20 protein-coding genes are annotated in these 17651 nt (G+C 67.9%); 17 read left to right on the top strand and 3 right to left on the bottom strand.

What is annotated here, in order from left to right; translation table 11 throughout:
• The first annotated feature begins 17 nt into the window (after positions 1-17).
• The 14 genes from MHZ35_RS03745 (at position 18) to MHZ35_RS03680 (ending at position 12287) form a co-directional block, all read left to right on the top strand.
• Positions 18-836, top strand: coding sequence for an aspartyl/asparaginyl beta-hydroxylase domain-containing protein (locus MHZ35_RS03745; RefSeq protein WP_239434441.1), 819 nt, complete (start codon positions 18-20; stop codon positions 834-836).
• Between the two features lie 31 nt (positions 837-867).
• Positions 868-1440: a NifU family protein gene (locus MHZ35_RS03740; protein ID WP_239434440.1), complete on the top strand. Its 573-nt coding sequence runs from the start codon at positions 868-870 to the stop codon at positions 1438-1440.
• The gene (locus MHZ35_RS03735) at positions 1440-2030 is read left to right on the top strand and encodes a malonic semialdehyde reductase (protein WP_239434439.1); all 591 of its coding nucleotides are present in this window, start codon (positions 1440-1442) and stop codon (positions 2028-2030) included. Before MHZ35_RS03740 ends, MHZ35_RS03735 begins: the two co-directional genes overlap by 1 nt.
• Positions 2031-2034: 4 nt before the next feature.
• Entirely contained in the window at positions 2035-2655 is a 621-nt protein-coding gene (gene tsaB, locus MHZ35_RS03730; protein ID WP_239434438.1) for a tRNA (adenosine(37)-N6)-threonylcarbamoyltransferase complex dimerization subunit type 1 TsaB, read from the top strand.
• Positions 2656-2660: 5 nt separating this feature from the next.
• Positions 2661-3128: a ribosomal protein S18-alanine N-acetyltransferase gene (rimI, locus tag MHZ35_RS03725; RefSeq protein WP_239434461.1), complete on the top strand. Its 468-nt coding sequence runs from the start codon at positions 2661-2663 to the stop codon at positions 3126-3128.
• Between the two features lie 124 nt (positions 3129-3252).
• Positions 3253-3663: a MucR family transcriptional regulator gene (locus MHZ35_RS03720; protein ID WP_125959299.1), complete on the top strand. Its 411-nt coding sequence runs from the start codon at positions 3253-3255 to the stop codon at positions 3661-3663.
• 121 nt (positions 3664-3784) lie between these two features.
• Positions 3785-4207 carry a Fur family transcriptional regulator gene (locus tag MHZ35_RS03715; RefSeq protein ID WP_125959300.1) on the top strand — a complete coding sequence of 141 codons (423 nt, stop codon included), beginning with the start codon at positions 3785-3787 and terminating at the stop codon, positions 4205-4207.
• Positions 4179-4961, top strand: coding sequence for a lysophospholipid acyltransferase family protein (locus MHZ35_RS03710; RefSeq protein WP_239434437.1), 783 nt, complete (start codon positions 4179-4181; stop codon positions 4959-4961). Before MHZ35_RS03715 ends, MHZ35_RS03710 begins: the two co-directional genes overlap by 29 nt.
• 10 nt (positions 4962-4971) lie before the next feature.
• Positions 4972-6297 carry a tRNA (N6-isopentenyl adenosine(37)-C2)-methylthiotransferase MiaB gene (gene miaB, locus MHZ35_RS03705; protein ID WP_239434436.1) on the top strand — a complete coding sequence of 442 codons (1326 nt, stop codon included), beginning with the start codon at positions 4972-4974 and terminating at the stop codon, positions 6295-6297.
• 249 nt (positions 6298-6546) lie between these two features.
• A complete protein-coding gene (locus tag MHZ35_RS03700) occupies positions 6547-7548 on the top strand; it encodes a PhoH family protein (protein ID WP_132883307.1) in 1002 nt (333 codons plus the stop codon).
• Between the two features lie 54 nt (positions 7549-7602).
• Positions 7603-8115 (top strand): rRNA maturation RNase YbeY, encoded by a 513-nt coding sequence (gene ybeY, locus MHZ35_RS03695; RefSeq protein ID WP_239434435.1) that lies wholly within the window; start codon positions 7603-7605, stop codon positions 8113-8115.
• Between the two features lie 10 nt (positions 8116-8125).
• Positions 8126-9049, top strand: a complete 924-nt coding sequence (locus tag MHZ35_RS03690) for a hemolysin family protein (RefSeq protein WP_239434434.1) — start codon at positions 8126-8128, stop codon at positions 9047-9049.
• Between the two features lie 201 nt (positions 9050-9250).
• Complete coding sequence (locus MHZ35_RS03685) at positions 9251-10783, top strand: catalase (protein ID WP_239434433.1); 1533 nt, start codon at positions 9251-9253, stop codon at positions 10781-10783.
• 169 nt (positions 10784-10952) lie between these two features.
• Positions 10953-12287 (top strand): PQQ-dependent sugar dehydrogenase, encoded by a 1335-nt coding sequence (locus MHZ35_RS03680; RefSeq protein WP_239434432.1) that lies wholly within the window; start codon positions 10953-10955, stop codon positions 12285-12287.
• Positions 12288-12318: 31 nt separating this feature from the next.
• On the opposite strand, the gene MHZ35_RS03675 is transcribed toward MHZ35_RS03680, so the two are convergent.
• The 3 genes from MHZ35_RS03675 to MHZ35_RS03665 all read right to left on the bottom strand — a co-directional run bounded on the left by MHZ35_RS03675 (position 12319) and on the right by MHZ35_RS03665 (position 13575).
• Positions 12319-12774 (bottom strand): hypothetical protein, encoded by a 456-nt coding sequence (locus MHZ35_RS03675; RefSeq protein WP_239434431.1) that lies wholly within the window; start codon positions 12772-12774, stop codon positions 12319-12321.
• 64 nt (positions 12775-12838) lie between these two features.
• Positions 12839-13141, bottom strand: a complete 303-nt coding sequence (locus MHZ35_RS03670) for a polyhydroxyalkanoic acid system family protein (RefSeq protein WP_125959308.1) — start codon at positions 13139-13141, stop codon at positions 12839-12841.
• Between the two features lie 11 nt (positions 13142-13152).
• Positions 13153-13575, bottom strand: a complete 423-nt coding sequence (locus tag MHZ35_RS03665; RefSeq protein ID WP_239434430.1) for a VOC family protein — start codon at positions 13573-13575, stop codon at positions 13153-13155.
• An 81-nt stretch (positions 13576-13656) separates the two neighbouring features.
• On the opposite strand from MHZ35_RS03665, the gene lnt reads away from it, so the two are divergent.
• The 3 genes from lnt (at position 13657) to MHZ35_RS03650 (ending at position 17644) form a co-directional block, all read left to right on the top strand.
• Positions 13657-15195, top strand: a complete 1539-nt coding sequence (lnt, locus tag MHZ35_RS03660; RefSeq protein ID WP_239434429.1) for an apolipoprotein N-acyltransferase — start codon at positions 13657-13659, stop codon at positions 15193-15195.
• A gap of 71 nt (positions 15196-15266) precedes the next feature.
• Positions 15267-16451 (top strand): methionine adenosyltransferase, encoded by a 1185-nt coding sequence (gene metK, locus MHZ35_RS03655; protein ID WP_239434428.1) that lies wholly within the window; start codon positions 15267-15269, stop codon positions 16449-16451.
• Positions 16452-16549: 98 nt separating this feature from the next.
• Positions 16550-17644 (top strand): hypothetical protein, encoded by a 1095-nt coding sequence (locus tag MHZ35_RS03650; protein WP_239434427.1) that lies wholly within the window; start codon positions 16550-16552, stop codon positions 17642-17644.
• The last annotated feature ends 7 nt before the right edge of the window (positions 17645-17651 follow it).

Genomic DNA, 17651 nt, shown 5'->3' with positions numbered 1-17651 from the left:
GGCCGAAGGGAGGGGCAATGCACCGCGCAACACGACCGGCAGACGACGAGGCACGCGCTGCGCCGGCGACCGGCCAGGCACAGCATTCGCTCGTCCTGCGCGCGGGCAAGCGGCTGCGGCACGTCTTCGACCGGCTGATCCGCGCGTCCTCCCTGGTCTCCACCGCCCCGGTGCTGGACGTACGCACCTTTCCCTGGACCCGGGAGCTCCGCAGCCAGTGGCAGGCGATTCGGAACGAGGCGGAGCGCGTGGCGCTGCCGGAGGGCGCCGCGCCCCCGCTCGCCACCATTTCCCCCGATCCCTGCACGCTCGCGGCCGTCGATCGGTGGCGGTCGTTCGTGTTGTGCGGCTATGGCTATGACATGGACGCGAACCTCGCGCGCTGCCCGGTCACCGCGCGTGCGTTGCAAGGCATCCCCGGCCTCACCAACGCGATGTTCTCGATCCTGGCGCCGGGCAGCCACATTCCCGCGCACCGCGGCGTCACCAAGGGGCTGATCACCTGCCACCTGGCGCTGGTGGTGCCGCGCGACGGTGACGTGCGCATGCGCCTCGACAATCGCGTACTGCGCTGGGCCGAGGGCGAGACGCTGGTGTTCGACGACACCTATGAGCATGAGGTTTGGAACGACACCGGCAGCACCCGCGTGGTCCTGCTGATCCAGTTCAAGCGGCCGCTCCGCCAGCCGGGCCGCTGGGTCGCGGACCTGCTGCTCGATCTGGTCCGTCGCTCCGCCTTCGTCCAGGAGGCGCGGCGCAACCTGCTCGCCTGGCACCGCGCCCCGCACGCGGGCGCGTCGCCCGCCCCGAACGGATCGTTTCCGGCCTCCGCTTGATCCTGCCCCCCCGGCACGCCAAATGACGGTCATGTTGATCGAGACCGAACCGACGCCCAATCCCGCAACCCTGAAGTTCCTTCCGGGTCGGGTCGTGATGGAAACCGGCACCCGCGACTTCGCGACGCCCGAGGAAGCGGAAGTGTCGCCGCTTGCCGAGGCGATCTTCGCGCTGGGCGACGTGACCGGCGTGTTCTTCGGGCGCGACTTCGTCTCCGTCACCGCCGCACCCGGTGTCGAGTGGCCGAGCCTGAAGCCGGACGTGGTCGCGATCCTGCTCGACCATTTCTCGGCCGCGATGCCGCTGTTCCGCCAAGGCAGCGCCGCTTTCTCGGTGCCGCCGGCCAAAAGCGACATCGTCGACAATCCTGAGGACGCCGACATCGTCGCGCAGATCCGCGAGCTGATCGAGACGCGGGTGCGTCCGGCGGTGGCCAACGACGGCGGTGACATCGTCTATCGCGGCTTCGACAAGGGCAAGGTCTACCTGCAGATGCAGGGCGCCTGCTCGGGCTGCCCGTCCTCGAGTGCGACGCTCAAGAACGGCATCGAGCAGCTCCTGAAATATTACGTCCCCGAAGTGACCGAAGTGCGGGCCGTCTGATGGCGATGCTGGACGACGCCGCGCTCGACACGATCTTTCGCTCCGCCCGCAGCCACACCCATTTCACCGACCAGCCGGTCACGCAGGCGGAACTGGAGGCGATCTGGAACCTGATGAAGATGGGTCCGACCTCGGCCAACCAGCTGCCGGCGCGGCTGGTGTGGTGCGTGTCGCCGGAGGCGCGCGAGCGGCTTGCCGCCTGCTGCAGTGACAGCAACGCGGACAAGGTTCGCCAGGCACCGGTCGCAGTGATCGTCGGCATGGACACCGAGTTCCACGAGCATCTGCCCGAGCTGTTCCCGCATACGAATGCCAAGGCGTGGTTCGACGGCAATGCGGAGCTGCGCCAGGTTTCAGCCATGCGCAACTCGACGCTGCAGGGTGCCTATCTGATCGTCGCCGCCCGCGCGCTCGGTCTGGACGTGGGCCCCATGTCCGGCTTCGACAATGGCGCGGTGGACAAGGCGTTCTTCAGCGGAACGCCGGCCGTCCGTTCGAACTTTATTGCAGTGCTCGGCCATGGCGACCCGTCGCGGCTGCATGAGCGCCTGCCGCGACCGGCGTTTGACCGGTTCAACACGATCGCCTGATCCCTTGCGCACGCTGGTAATCGAGACCGCGACCGCCGCCTGCTCGGTGGCGGTGATGGAAGACGATCGCATCCTGGACTTTCGGCATGAGGTGGTCGGCCGCGGCCATGCCGAACGGCTGGTGCCGATGATCGCCGAACTTCCCGACGCCGGACGCGCCGAGCGGATCCTGGTGGATTGCGGCCCCGGCAGCTTTACCGGCGTTCGGGTCGGGCTGGCCGCAGCGCGGGGCTTGGCGATTGGGTGGGGCGCGCAGGTCTTCGGCTTCTCTTCCCTGGCACTCGTCGCGGCAGGTGCGTTCGACTGGCGGCTTTCGGCCGACACCCTCGCGGTGGTGCTGGAGGGCGGCCATGGCGAGGTGTTCGTGCAGGAATTCACCGCCGATCCGCTGACCGACGCCGCGCCGTTCGCGTCGCTGCGCCCGGAGGCTGCGCTGGAGCGACTGGCGGGACGGCTGGCCGTAGGCAACGGCGTGCATCGACTCCTGGCGCTCGACGCCGGCATTGCCGCCGCGGAAGCGCTGCCCGATGCGCGCGATGCGCGTCTGCTGCCGGCGGCGCTCGCCAGCCTGGCGCCCCGCCCCCTCTACGGCCGCGCGCCGGACGCGAAGCTGCCGCAGTCGTGAGCCGGATGCCGGGCCCCGTCACCCTGCGCGTCGGCTCGGTCGCCGATCTCGATGCGGTCTCTATCGTGATGCGTGAGGCGTTCGACGCCCGCTTCGGAGAGGCATGGACGTCCGCCCAGTGCCTCGGCATGTTGTCGCTGCCCGGCGTCTGGCTGACCCTGGCGGAGCAGGACGAGGGGCTCGCCGGCTTTGCGCTTTCCCGGGCGGTGATGGACGAGGGCGAGCTCCTGCTGATCGCGACCCGCCCGGCAGCGCAGGGGCGCGGCGTGGGCGGCATGCTGCTGCGCTCCGTGATCGACGAAGCGCGACGCCGGACGCTCTCGCGCTTGCATCTTGAGGTCCGCGCGGGCAATGCCGCCGTAGAGCTCTACAAGCGCGAAGGTTTCGCCAAAGTAGGCGAGCGGCCGCGATACTATCGGGGCCAGGCCGGAGAGGCTTTTGATGCGCACAGCTATGCGCGCACCATTCCCTGAACTGTAACGAAACAATTCGTTGCAAAAATTTCATCCTCACCGCTGTTGCGATTGGGTCGCACGGGGTGAATAGGTCCGAACGGGGACGGCGGTGTTTTGCCGTTCTTGTTGAAAGGGTAGTAGAATGGAAGTCCAGCAGCCGCCGGCCGACGCGTTGATCGCGTACACGGCCGATATCGTGGCAGCCCATGTCAGCAACAACAGCGTGTCGCTCGCCGACCTGCCGTCGCTGATCCAGAATGTTCACGGCGCGCTCACCACCCTGGGTGGCGCGAACACCGCACCCGAGGCGAAGCAGGAGCCGGCAGTGCCGATCCGCGCATCGGTGAAGCCGGACTTCATCGTCTGCCTTGAAGACGGCAAGAAGCTCAAGATGCTCAAGCGTCACCTGATGACGCACTATCAGATGACGCCCGACCAGTATCGCGCCAAGTGGGGTCTTCCGGCCGACTATCCGATGGTCGCCCCCAACTATGCCGAGCAGCGCCGCAGCCTCGCCAAGGCGATCGGCCTCGGCACCAACCGCAAGCGCTGATCCCCCCCTCCACCGGTTTTGTGCCGCCCGTTCGCCGTGATGGCGAAGGGGCGGCCAAGCCCGCTTCCCGAAGCGGCCACCATCCGCTAAATGTCGGGCTGCACTGAAAAACGGAGAAGGAATGCCGCGCAGGATCGACCTCGAGGCGCTGTGTCAGGAAAAGGGGCTGCGCATCACCGAGCAGCGCCGCGTGATCGCGCGCGTGCTGTCGGAAGCGGAAGACCATCCGGACGTCGAGAAGGTCTATGAGCGGGCCTCTGCCATCGACCCCGGCATCTCGATCGCCACCGTCTATCGCACGGTACGGCTGTTCGAAGAGGCGGGGATTCTCGACCGCCACGACTTCGGCGACGGACGCGCTCGCTATGAGCCCTCCCCCGAATCCCACCATGATCACCTGATCGACGTCGAGACCGGCAAGGTCATCGAATTCGTCGATCCCGAACTCGAACTCCTCCAGAAGCAGATCGCCGAACGGCTGGGCTTCCGCCTCGTCGATCACCGCATGGAGCTCTATGGCGTCAGCCTCGACCGCAAGGGCTGATCCGGTGCCCGGCCTGGCCGGGCACGTCCGTCTCGCCGGACGCCTGGCGGCGATTCTCGGCTGCCTGCTCGGCGCGCTGGCGCTGCATGGACTTTGGCGGCTGTTCCGCCGCCCCTCCCCTTGGCCGCCCCGTTTCCTCGGCGCCGTCGCCTGGCTTGCGGGGGCGCGCGTACGCGTCCTCGGCCGTCCGCTGGAGCAGAACGTCCTGCTGCTCGCGAACCACCAGAGCTGGCTCGACATCCTCGCCATCGCGGGCACGTCCGGCAGCACCTTCGTCGCCAAGGGCGAGCTCCAGTCGGCGCCGCTGGTCGGCTGGCTGTGCCGCCTGAACGACACGCTGTTCGTGGAGCGGGGCGACCGCCTGGGAGTCGCCGCGCAGGTGGCTTCCCTCCGTCGTGCCCTCGGCGGTCGCCCAGTCACCATCTTCCCCGAAGGCACCACCGGGGACGGCACGGCGATGCTGCCCTTCAAGGCGTCGCTGCTGGCGGTCGTCGACCCTGCCCCGCCCGGGCTTCGCGTCCAGCCGGTCGTCCTCGACTATGGAATCGCGACTCCCGAGGTGGGCTGGATCGGCGGCGAATCCGGCATCCACAACGCGGTCCGGCTGGTCTCGCGCGCCGGCACCATTCCGCTCACGATCCGCTTCCTCGAACCCTTCGATCCCGCGGGACTCGGTCGCAAGGGGGTCGCGGCCGAGGCGCGGCGGCGGATGGAGGCGGCGCAAGCTGGCAGCGCAGGCCAAAGCGGCGTATAGGCCCGCCTCCATGAGCACGCCTCCAAAAAGCTTTCACGTCAAATCCTTCGGCTGCCAGATGAACGTCTATGACGGCGAGCGCATGGCCGAGTTGATGGCCGCGCAGGGCATGACCGCGGCGACGGACGCGGCGGCCGCCGACCTGGTCGTGCTCAACACCTGCCACATTCGCGAGCGGGCGACCGAGAAGGTCTATTCGGACATCGGCCGGCTGCGCCGCGAGGATGGGTCCCGCCCGATGATCGCGGTCGCGGGCTGCGTCGCGCAGGCCGAGGGCGCGGAAATCGCGCGCAGGGCAAAAGTCGACGTGGTGGTGGGCCCCCAGGCCTATCACAACCTGCCCTCCCTGGTCGCCGAGGCAGCCACCGGCCGGCTGGCGATCGACACGGACATGCCGCCCGAGTCCAAGTTCGGCGCGCTCGCGCCGCGCCGGCGCTCGGGACCGACGGCCTTCCTGACCGTGCAGGAGGGTTGCGACAAATTCTGCACCTACTGCGTCGTTCCCTACACCCGCGGTGCTGAAGTCAGCCGCCCCTGGGGCGCCCTGCTGGACGAGGCACGCGCGCTGGTGGATGCCGGGGCGCGCGAGATCACGCTGCTCGGGCAGAACGTCAACGCCTGGACGGGCGAAGACGAGACCGGCCGGATCCAAGGCCTGGACGGCCTCATCCGCGCGCTCGACCGCCTGCCGGGCCTCGCGCGGATCCGCTACACGACCAGCCATCCCAACGACATGACTCAGGGGCTGATCGACGCGCACGGCGATGTCGAGAAGCTGATGCCCTATCTCCACCTGCCGGTGCAGTCGGGCAGCGACCGCGTGCTGAAGGCGATGAACCGCAGCCACACGCGCGACAGCTATCTGCGGCTGCTCGATCGGGTGCGTGCGGTGCGCCCCGACATCGCGCTGTCGGGCGACTTCATCGTGGGATTCCCCGGCGAGACCGACGCAGAATTCGCCGACACGCTGCGGCTGGTCGATGCGGTCGGCTATGCGCAGGCGTTCAGCTTCAAATACAGCCCGCGGCCCGGCACCCCCGCGGCAGACTATGCGGGCCCGGTGCCCGCCGAGGTCATGGACGACCGGCTGCAGCAGTTGCAGGCAGCGCTGCTGCGCGACCAGCAGGCGTTCAACGCGGCGGCAGTCGGCCGCGCCACCCAGGTGTTGATCGAGCGCCCGGGCAAGCTGCCCGGCCAGATGCTCGGCAAGTCGCCTTGGCTCCAGTCGGTGCATCTTCTTACGGAAGCACGGATCGGAGACCTGGTGGAGGTCGATCTGGTGGCCGCGGGCCCGGTGTCGCTGTCAGGGGCAGAGCGGGTCGCGCAAGCCGCCTGAGCGGTCCGCGTCTCTTCCCCCGGGCTTTTGCACGGCAAAGCTTGGCGCCGGGGATCCTGCTCCCCATATTCCCCCTGTCCGTGGATGCCCACCTCTGCCACATTCCCCCGGCATGCAGCCCGGCATTCTTCGCCCGCTCCGCTTCGGCGCAACCAACCGAGGGCCGCGCACGTTCGTGGCGGCTGACGCTCGCATGTCTGTTCCGGCGGTAATGTCCGTCCCCTGCCGCATCCGCCACGAAAGGATCGCATGAGTCGCAAGCCCGTTCCCGCCCGCTCCGGCGATCGCAGCCGGGTCGAGGTCAGCTTCGACAAGCCCCAGTTGTTGCCCCGCCTGTTCGGCGAGTTCGACAGCAACCTGCTCGCGCTCGAAGAGCGGCTGGGCGTCTATATCACCGCACGCGGCGATCGCGTGGGGATCGAGGGATCAGCCGATTCGGTCGCCCGCGCGCGGGAGGTGCTCCAGGAGCTGCACCACCGCATCCTGCGCGGCGAGGACGTGGACACCGGTCTGATCGACGCGGTGATCGCGATGGCCGACCAGCCCACGCTCGACGGGATCGTGCGTGCGGACGGGGGCGGCGCAGCGTCGTCGATCATGATCCGGACGCGCAAGAAAACGATCGTGCCGCGCACCGCGGCGCAGGCGTCCTACATGCGCCAGCTCGTCGGCCACGACATCATCTTCGCGCTCGGGCCGGCGGGTACCGGCAAGACCTATCTCGCGGTCGCCCAGGCGGTCGCGCAGCTCATCACCGGTTCGGTCCAGCGCCTCATCCTGTCGCGCCCGGCGGTGGAGGCCGGCGAGAAGCTCGGCTTCCTGCCCGGCGACATGAAGGAGAAGGTCGATCCCTATCTCCGCCCGCTCTACGACGCGCTGCACGACTGTCTGCCCGCCGAGCAGGTCGAGCGGCGGATCGCGAGCGGAGAGATCGAGATCGCGCCGATCGCGTTCATGCGCGGCCGCACCCTCGCCGATGCCTTCGTGATCCTGGACGAGGCGCAGAACACCACGCCCGCCCAGATGAAGATGTTCCTGACCCGCTTCGGCCAGAACAGCCGGATGGTGGTGTGCGGCGATCCGAACCAGACCGATCTGCCCGGGGGCGTTTCCGCCTCCGGCCTGGCCGACGCGACCGCACGGCTGGAGGCGGTGGAGGGGATCGCCTTTGCCCGTTTCGGCGCAGCCGACGTGGTCCGCCACCCGATCGTCGGACGGATCGTCGAGGCGTACGAAGGGAAGGACGCTTGACCGGCGGCACCGCCCGGCTACCCGTCGCTGCTGCCGACAACCGGAAGACGATGCATGCTTGATATTGCGGTTCTACCAGAGGGCGACTGGCCCGCCGACGTGGACTGGGAGGCGTTGGCTACCCGCGCCGCGGAAGCGGCGTTCGCGCGCACGCCTTACGCTGGCTGGTCCACCGATCCGGCGGTGATCGAGGTGGCGATCCGCCTCACCTCGGACGAGGAGGTGCACGGCCTCAACCGCCAGTATCGCGGCAAGGACAAGCCGACCAACGTGCTGTCCTTCCCGATGATCCAGCCGGACCTGCTCGACACCGTCACGCAGAACTCCGACGACGGCGAAGTGCTGCTGGGCGACATCGTGCTCGCACATGGCGTGTGCGTGGCGGAGGCGGCGGAGCGCGGGATTTCGGTCGCGGACCACGCAACCCACTTGATTGTCCATGGTTGCCTGCACCTGCTAGGCTACGACCATCAGGACGACGCCGAGGCGGAGGCGATGGAGGATATCGAACGCCTCACGCTGCGCCAGCTCGGTCTGCATGATCCCTATCACGTTCGCGAGGATTGACGAGACTTCCATGCCAGAAGGTTCCAGTAGCGCCGCCCCGGGGGGCGACAGTAGCCAGGCCGCCGGAGAGGGCGGCGTATGGCGGGGCATCCGCGCCCTGCTGTTCGGCGAGGAACACAACGAGACGCTGCGTGGGCGGATCGAGGAAGTCATCACGGAGCATGAGGAGGAAGAGGCCCGGCCGGTCGCCGGCGACCTTTCCCCGATCGAGCGGCAGATGGTCCGCAACATCCTCCACTTCGGCGAGCGCGACGCAGGCGACATGGGCGTGCCGCGCGCGGACATCGTCGCGGTGGAAGAGTCGACGCCGTTTTCCGAACTGGTCCAGATCTTCGCAGAGGCCGGGCACAGCCGGCTCCCCGTCTATCGCGAGCGGCTCGACCATGTGATCGGCATGATCCATGTGAAGGACGTGTTCGCGATCCTGGCACGCGAAGGGGCGCCGCCTGCAAGCATCACCGACCTGATGCGCCAGCCGCTCTACGTGCCTCAATCGATGGGTACCCTCGACCTGCTCGCGCAGATGCGCGCCAGCCGCACCCATCTGGCGGTGGTGCTGGACGAATATTCGGGCACCGATGGGCTCATCACGATCGAGGATTTGATCGAGGAGATCGTCGGCGAGATCGAGGACGAGCACGACGAGGCGCCGGCGGCGCTGCTGGTGCCGATCGACGGCGGCGGCTGGGATGCAGACGCCCGCGCCGAGCTGGAGGATGCAGCCGAACTGATCGACCCGCGGCTGGGCGAGGTCGAAGAGGACGTCGAGACGCTGGGCGGCCTCGCCTTCGTGCTCGCGGGTCACGTTCCCAAGCCCGGGGAACGACTGCTGCACTCCAGCGGCTGGACGCTGGAGATCATCGATGGCGACGATCGACGGGTCACGCGCCTGCGCCTCCACCCCCCGGTCGCGGAAGCGCCGGCCGAGGAATAGCTCTGCCGTCTGCTGGCTGGCAGGCGGACCCGGCACCCTGGCCTCGCCGGGGTGCCGACCCGATTACACCCGCGCAAAACTCCGTCTGCCGCGGCTATTCCCACTAGCATCGATGTTTTCGATCACGCTGGGCACTTCTATGCGTTTGAGTCATTCCATCGGCTGCGGCACCAACGTGCCCGGACGATCAGGAGACATGCCATGGCAGATGCCGAAAAGAAGCGACCGACGCTCACCACCTCCGCGGGTGCCCCGGTCGGCGACAACCAGCATTCTCTCACCGTGGGCCGGTTCGGCCCGTTGCTGCTGCAGGATTATCAGCTGATCGAAAAGCTGACCCACCAGAACCGCGAGCGCATCCCCGAGCGGGTGGTGCACGCCAAGGGCTGGGGCGCGTTCGGTACCTTCACCGTCACCCACGACATCAGCAAGTACACCAACGCCAAGATCTTCTCCGAAGTCGGCAAGCAGACCGAGATGCTGCTGCGCTTCTCGACCGTTGCCGGCGAGCAGGGTGCTGCCGATGCCGAGCGCGACGTGCGCGGTTTCAGCTTCAAATTTTACACCGAAGAGGGCAACTGGGACCTCGTCGGCAACAACACGCCGGTGTTCTTCGTGCGCGACCCACGCAAGTTCCCGGACTTCATCCGCACGCAGAAGCGCCACCCCCGCACCAACATGCGTTCGCCGACCGCGATGTGGGACTTCTGGAGCCTCGAGCCCCAGTCGATGCACCAGCTGCTGATCCTGATGTCGGATCGCGGCCTGCCGCAGGGGCCGCAGTACATGAACGGCTATGGCAGCCACACCTATTCCTTCTGGAACGACGCGGGTGAGCGCTACTGGGTGAAGTTCCACTTCAAGACCCAGCAGGGCCACAAGTTCTACACCAATGCCGAGGCGGCCGAGGTCATCGCCAAGAGCCGCGAGAGCTTTCAGGAGGAGATCTACGGCACCATCCACCGCGGCGAGTTCCCGAAGTGGAAGATGTTCGTCCAGATCATGCCCGAGGAGGACGTGGGCAAGCACTGGTACAACCCGTTCGACCTGACCAAGGTCTGGCCGCACGGCGACTATCCGCTGATCGAGGTCGGCGAGGTCGAGCTGAACCGCAACCCGGACAATTATTTCGCGCAGATCGAGCAGGCGGCGTTCAGCCCGTCCAACGTCGTGCGCGGGATCAGCTTCTCGCCGGACAAGATGCTGCAGGCGCGCATCTTCTCCTATGCCGACGCCCATCGCCATCGGCTGGGCACGCATTACGAGGCGCTGCCGGTCAACCGGCCGCACTGCCCGGTCCACACCTATCACAAGGACGGGCTGCTGCGGTTTATGGAGGACGTGAACCAGGACTATCCGGACGCCTATTACGAGCCCAACTCGTTCGGCGGCCCGGTCGAGGACCCGCGCTACAAGGAGCCGCCGCTGAAGGTGGAGGGCACCGCCTGGCACTGGGACCACAGCGAGGGCAATGACGACTTCCGCCAGCCGCGTGACCTGTGGAACCTGTTCGACGAGGACCAGAAGGCGCGGACCGCCAGCAACATCGCCGAGGCGATGCACGGCATCCCGCAGTTCATCATCGATCGCCAGATGGGCCATTTCGAAGCCGTCGATGCGAACCTCGCCGAGCGGGTGCGCGAGCGCCTCGCCACGATGAGCAAGTCGGAGGAAGACCGCGAAACCCAGAAGGACATGGACCGCATGGCCCTGTCCGACGCGGGACCGCGCTAACCACACCGGATCGCGGGGCGGCTCTCCCCCCATTCCTGCCGCCCCGCCTGCGCTGTCGCACCGATCCCGTGCGACAGCGTGAAGCGCCGCCGCCGACGGAACTCTCCCATCCGTCAGCGGCGGCGCTTTTCATGTTGCGTGCAGGTCCGCAGCCCCTAATCCTCCGGCCATGCGCAAACACCTGCTCCGCCTTGCCGCCATTCTCCTTGTCCTGCTGCTCGCGCTGGGGTGGTGGCTGTTCAGCCCCGATCGCGCGGAGCTGCCCGAGGATGCGGTGACGGGTGCCCAGCCGCGCTTGAGCCGCGCACGCGAGCAGACCATCCCCACCGTCCGCATCGCCAAGCCGATCGGCTGGACCGGCGACACAATGCCGACCCCGGCGCAGGGGCTGCGCGTCCAGCCGTTCGCACGCGGGCTCGACCATCCGCGCTGGCTCTATCGCCTGGCCAACGGCGACGTGCTCGTGGCGGAGAGCAACTCGCCCCCGCGCGAGGGCGGCGGGCTCAAGGGCTGGGTGATGAAGCTGTTCATGGGCCGGGCGGGCGCAGGCGTGCCTTCCGCCAACCGGATCACGCTGCTGCGCGACGCGGACGGCGACGGCGTCGCCGAACAGCGCTCGGCGCTGCTGACCGGGCTCAACTCCCCCTTCGGGATGGCGGTGGTGGGCGACTGGCTCTACGTCGCCAACACCGATGCGCTGGTGCGCTTCCCCTTCCGCGTGGGCCAGACGCGCATCACCGCGAATGCGGAGAAGGTCGTGGACCTGCCGGGCGGGGGCAATCACTGGACGCGCAACGTCGTGGCGAACCCCGAGGGCAAGACGCTGTTCGTGACGGTCGGCTCGGCCTCCAACATCGCCGAGGACGGGCTGGAGATCGAGAAGAACCGTGCGGCGATCCTGGAGGTCGACCCGCTGGTGAAGAAGTTCCGCATCTATGCCAGCGGGCTGCGGAACCCGAACGGCATGGCGTTCGAGCCCAACAGCCGGGCGCTGTGGACCGTCGTCAACGAGCGCGACATGATCGGCTCGGACATGCCGCCCGATTATATGACGCGGGTGGAGTTCGGCGGCTTCTACGGCTGGCCTTGGCATTACTGGGGCGGCTATGTCGACGACCGTGTCCAGCCGCAGCGGCCCGACCTGCGCGAATACACCGCGCGGCCGGACTATGCGCTGGGCGCCCATACTGCCTCGCTCGGCCTCGCCTTCGCCGGCGACGCCAAGCTGGGGTCGCGCTTCGCAAGCGGCGCGTTCATCGGTCAGCACGGATCCTGGAACCGCGTACCTCCGTCGGGCTATAAGGTCGTGTTCGTACCGTTCGCGGCCAACGGCTTCCCGGTGAAGGGCGCCAAGCCCGTCGATGTCCTGACCGGGTTCCTGGATCAGGACGGCAAGGCGCGCGGCCGTCCCGTGGGGGTGATCACCGATCGCAGCGGCGGACTGCTCGTCGCCGACGACGTCGGGAACGTGATCTGGCGGGTGAGCGCCGCCGCGGGGCGCTGAACCCCGCGGGCCGTGTCCCGTGCCGGCAGCCTTAGCGGCCGGCGCGCTTCACCTCGGGCAGGGTCAACAGCTGCTCGCGCGTCAGCGCAGGGGCGCGCAGATGCCACTGGTCGCCCACCGCCACCGGCTCGATGCCCTTGAGGGGCAACAACACCTCGCGATCGTCCGGCTGGGCTTCGATTTCCACCACCAGGCCGTTGACGCTGCCCTGCGCGTCGGTAGTCACCCGGTCCACCTCGCCGAGCTTGGCATTGCCGGCGCCGAGCAGGTCCGCATCCTCCAGCTGCTCCTTGGTCATGCCAAAGGCGGTCCCGGGGCCGGTCGCGGTCGGGATTGTCGGGGCACTGCCGGTCGGCGGCGCCTCGACCACGCCGTTGTCGGCGATCTGGGTCCCGACCGGGAGCGCGACCTGGTTCTCGGTCGAATCCCGGTCCGAACAGCCTGCCAGCGCCGATGCCGCAGCCAGCACGAAAAGCGGTGCCTTCATGAGCCTCTCCTAACCCTTGCTCAACCGAAACGAGCCCGTGGCGGTTCCGTGCGGCGCCCGATCGCTACTTGAGCAGGGCGGGCCCGTCCTTCTGAAGCTTGGCCCGGATCTTGTCGGCGAACAGGCGCAGGAAAGGCGGCAGGTCGAGTTCGGCGCGGACCCGATCCTCGAACAGCTCGAGCCGGCTTGCCACGCGCTGCCCCATCGCCTGCACGGTGAAGGAAAGGGCGTCACCCTCCCAATGCTGTTCCGTCACCGTGCCGCCCGGGAACATGCCGGCGAGCTTGCCGATCCCCGCTTCGATGCGGGTACGCGCGCCCTCCCGGCCGAGCTTGTGGGGAATGTCGACGGTAACGGGTTCAGCCACGCGTAAATCCTTTAACTTGCGAACAGCATCGAATCATGGGCGAACGCCTTGAACTCCAAAGCGTTTCCGGAAGGGTCGCGGAAGAACATCGTTGCCTGCTCGCCCGGCTGCCCCTTGAAGCGGACGTGCGGCGCGATGCCGAACTCGATCCCAGCCGCCTCCACCCGGGCGGCCAGCGCCTCCCAGTCGGCCATGCGCAGCACGACGCCGAAGTGCGGCACCGGCACCTGATGACCGTCGACCGCATTGCTGGTCGCCTGCGGCCGGGCATCGGGGTCGAGGTGCGCGACGATCTGGTGCCCGCCAAGATCGAAGTCGATCCAGTGGTCGCTGCTGCGCCCCTCGCCGCAGCCCAGCACGTCGCGATAGAAGGTGCGTGCCGCCGCCAGATCGTGGACCGGAAAGGCGAGGTGGAAGGGGCGAAGCTCGGCCATGGCGCGAGCCTAGCGGATCGAGTGCGGGCGTACACGCGCGAACTGCTTGCCCGCACCGCCAAAGCGAACGATATCCGCGCCGTGCGTTTCCCCCCTGCCCTGCTCGTCCTCCTCGCCGGTGCTGTCTCCGCGCTCGGCTTCGCGCCCCTCCAATGGTGGCCGCTGACGCTCGCCGCCTTCGCGCTGTGGCTGCGCTGCGTCCATGCCGCGCCCAGCCTGAAATCCGCGCTGTGGCGTTCCTGGCTGTTCGGCGTGGCGCATTTCACCATCGGCAACAACTGGATCCAGCACGCCTTCGACTATCAGGATCGGATGCCCCCCGCGCTCGGCTATTTTGCGGTTGTCGGGCTTGCGCTCTATCTTGCGGTGTATCCGATGCTCGCCGGCGGCCTCGTCTGGCGGCTGGGACGCCGGGGGGCACGGCCGGACGTCGGGTTCGCGCTGATCGCGGGCGCCGCCTGGATCGCGACCGAGTGGCTGCGCGCGGTGATGTTCACCGGCTATGCCTGGAACCCAATCGGCGTCATCTGGCTGCCGGTGCCGGGCCTTACGCATCTGGCTGCCTGGGTAGGGACCTATGCCTTGTCCGGGTTGACGGTAATGGCAGCCGGCGCGTTGCTGCTGGCATGGCACCGCCGCTGGCAGTTCCCGGCCGGGATCGCCGTTGCGGGACTTGCGCTCGCGGTCGGGTGGCCCCTGCTGCATGCCGCCGATCCGCCCCTTCCGGACGATGCACCGCGCGTGCGCGTGGTCCAGCCCAACATCGGTCAGGAGCATGTCGCCGATGACGGCTATGCCGCCGAGGTGTTCGATCGCTTGCTGCGGCTGAGCGGACGCCCCGGGCCCGCCCCGCGGCTGGTCGTCTGGCCGGAGGGGACGCTCAACTATTATGTCGAGGATGGGTATCCGCCTTATTGGTACGACGCCAATCCGGCGCTCGTCCGCGCGCAGATCGCCCGCTTGCTCGGGCCGCGCGACGCCGCGCTGGTTGGCGGTACCGCGCTGTTCTTCGACCGGCGGGGACAGGTCGGCTCGGCAGGCAACTCGGTCTTCTCGGTGCTGCCGGACGGTCGCCTCGGCGGCCGCTACGACAAGGCGCATCTGGTTCCCTATGGCGAATATCTGCCGATGCGGCCCCTTCTCCAGCCGCTCGGCCTCTCCCGCCTGGTGATGGGCGACATCGACTTTGCGCCGGGTCCCGGACCGCGGTCCGTGCCCGTGTCGGGCTTCGGCTCCGTCGGCATGCAGATCTGCTACGAGATCATCTTTTCCGGCCAGGTGGTGGACCGTGCCCATCGCCCGCGGCTGCTGTTCAACCCGTCCAACGACGCCTGGTTCGGTGCCTGGGGGCCGCCCCAGCATCTGGCGCAGGCGCGCATGCGTGCGATCGAGGAGGGGCTGCCCATCCTGCGCTCCACGCCGACCGGCATTTCGGCGATCATCGACGCCGACGGACGGCTTCTGGCGACGATCCCGCAGGGTCGCGCCGGCGCGATCGAACTGCCGTTGCCACCCGCGCATCCGCCGACGCTGTTCGCGCGCTTCGGCAACGGCATCGCCGCGATAGTGGCCCTTTTCCTTGCCCTCGCGGCCGTTGCCATCCGTCGGCGCAACCGCTAGGGCGCGGTATATAAGGAAAGCTTTATATCGGCATGGCAACGGCCGCGCTTTCCCATAGAAAAGGGAAATCCATGCGTTCCAACTATCTCTTCACCTCCGAATCCGTCTCCGAAGGCCATCCCGACAAGGTCGCGGACCAGATTTCCGACGCTGTCGTCGACCTGTTCCTGTCGCGCGACCCCGTCGCCCGCGTCGCCTGCGAGACCATGGTCACGACTCAGCGGATCGTGCTGGCCGGCGAGGTGCGCTGCAGCCAGGACGTGTTCCCGACCCTCGACGAGATCGAGAAGGTCGCGCGGGATACGGTGAAGAAGATCGGCTACGAACAGCACGGCTTCCACTGGCAGACCGCCGAGTTCGCCTGCCACCTCCACGGCCAGTCCGCGCACATCGCGCAGGGCGTCGACGAGAGCGGCAACAAGGACGAGGGTGCCGGGGACCAGGGCATCATGTTCGGCTTCGCCTGCGACGAGACGCCCGATCTGATGCCGGCGACGCTCTATTACTCGCACCGCATCCTGGAGAAGTTGGCGCAGGATCGCCACGCCAATGTCGTCGACTTCCTGGAGCCGGACGCCAAGAGCCAGGTGACGCTCAAGTATGAGAACGGCCGCCCGACCGGTGCCACCGCGCTCGTCGTGTCGACCCAGCACAGCAAGGCGCTGTCCAGCGATGCCGGCCAGAAGCAGCTGCGCGACTATGTGATGACGGTGTTCGAGGACGTCCTGCCGCAGGGCTGGATGCCGGCCGACCAGTCGCAGATCTACGTGAACCCGACCGGCCTGTTCGAAATCGGCGGCCCCGATGGGGACGCAGGCCTCACCGGCCGCAAGATCATCGTCGACACCTATGGCGGTGCAGCACCCCATGGCGGCGGCGCCTTCTCGGGCAAGGACCCGACCAAGGTGGATCGTTCGGCGGCCTATATCAGCCGCTACCTCGCCAAGAACATCGTCGCGGCGGGCCTTGCCAAGCGCTGCACGATCCAGCTCTCCTACGCGATCGGCGTGGCCGAGCCGCTGTCGCTCTATGTCGACACGCACGGCACCGGCACCGTCGAGGAATCGAAGATCGAGGCGGTTCTGCCCAAGCTGGTGCGCCTGACCCCCAAGGGCATCCGCACCCACCTGGGCATGAACAAGGCGATCTACCTGCCGACCGCCGCCTATGGCCACTTCGGCCGCAAGGCAGAGGGTGACCTGTTCACCTGGGAAAAGACCGACCTGGTCGAAGCGCTCAAGGCCGAGCTGGCCTGAGCTACCGGAAGGCGGGGCGGCGCAAGGCTGCCCCGTCTTCGCGCTTGTGCCCTTCCCCCAGCGGTGGCAGCTTTGCCGGCACCAGGGGGAGAGGGACGATGAAGCGCGTTTTGGCGGCCACGCTGGGATTCGCCGCGGCTGCAATGATATCGGGCACGCCTGCCGCAGCCCAGCAGGCCACAGACCTCAAGGTCTCTGCCGGCAAACCCTATAAGCACAAGCTCAGCGGGCTTCGCTTGCCGGCCACACTGGCGGGCGCGCCCCGCATCAAGGCGATCGCGATCGGCGAAGATCTGCTCGACGTCTCGGCCAGCTACGAGAGCTCCGACGGCGCCGAGTTGTTGAGCCTTTACGTCTACCGCCAGGCAAGCGGTGCGCTGCCGGTGTGGTTCGATCGCGCCCGCTGGGCAATCGAGAACCGGCCGGACGTCTACGGTAAGCCCGTCGCCGCAGTAGGAAGCCCCAGCTTCGTGCCGCCCGGCCAGCAGACGGAAAGCGGCCTGATTGCCGCCTACACCCTCAACAAGGGTCCGTATCGGAGCACCGGCGTCGCCATCCTCCCCTTCGGCGAATGGCTGGTGAAGCTGCGCTACTCGTCCAAGACCCTGGAATCGGCGAGTCTCGCGACCGCGATGCGCGAGGCGCTGGCCGCACTCGAATGGCCGCGGGAGGTCGCGCCAGCGCCTGCGACCAGCCCGGTTGCGGAATGCCCCACGCCGCTGGCCCTGTCCGGTGAAGCGAAGCCTGCGTCAACCAACGGCGCCGCTGCTTTGATGGCCGCCTTTATGGGACTCGCGGTGCATGCCGACACAAAGAAGCAGGACGCGCCGACTCCGCAGCCTGCCGTCTCCTGGTGCCGGGACGCCACGATCCTGAAGGCAGGCGGCGTGTATCGGCCAAACGCAGCCACCGACCGCTACCTCATCGCTCTGTCGGACGCTGGCCGCGGCATCTTCGTTCAGCCCGATGCCGCCAGCGCCTTGCTGGCAGAGAGCAAGCCCGCCGAGCCCCGTTGGTCCGTCGCTTTGATCGACCTGGGCACCATCACCAATTTTCAGGCGCAGGACCGACTTCCCCCACCCGAGCAGGTAGTGGAGCACATCATCCGCGGCCCGATCAACTCGCGCGTCAACACCTGGGGCAAGGATCGGAGCATCAACATCAGTTCCGGCGCCTTCAGCGAGGCGAAGTAGAAGGCTT

Source organism: Sphingomonas sp. ACRSK (assembly GCF_022346685.1).
GTDB classification, from domain to species: Bacteria; Pseudomonadota; Alphaproteobacteria; order Sphingomonadales; family Sphingomonadaceae; genus Sphingomonas; species Sphingomonas molluscorum.
The sequence above is the reverse complement of the archived record's forward strand: the minus strand, read 5'-3'. Positions and strand labels throughout refer to the sequence as shown.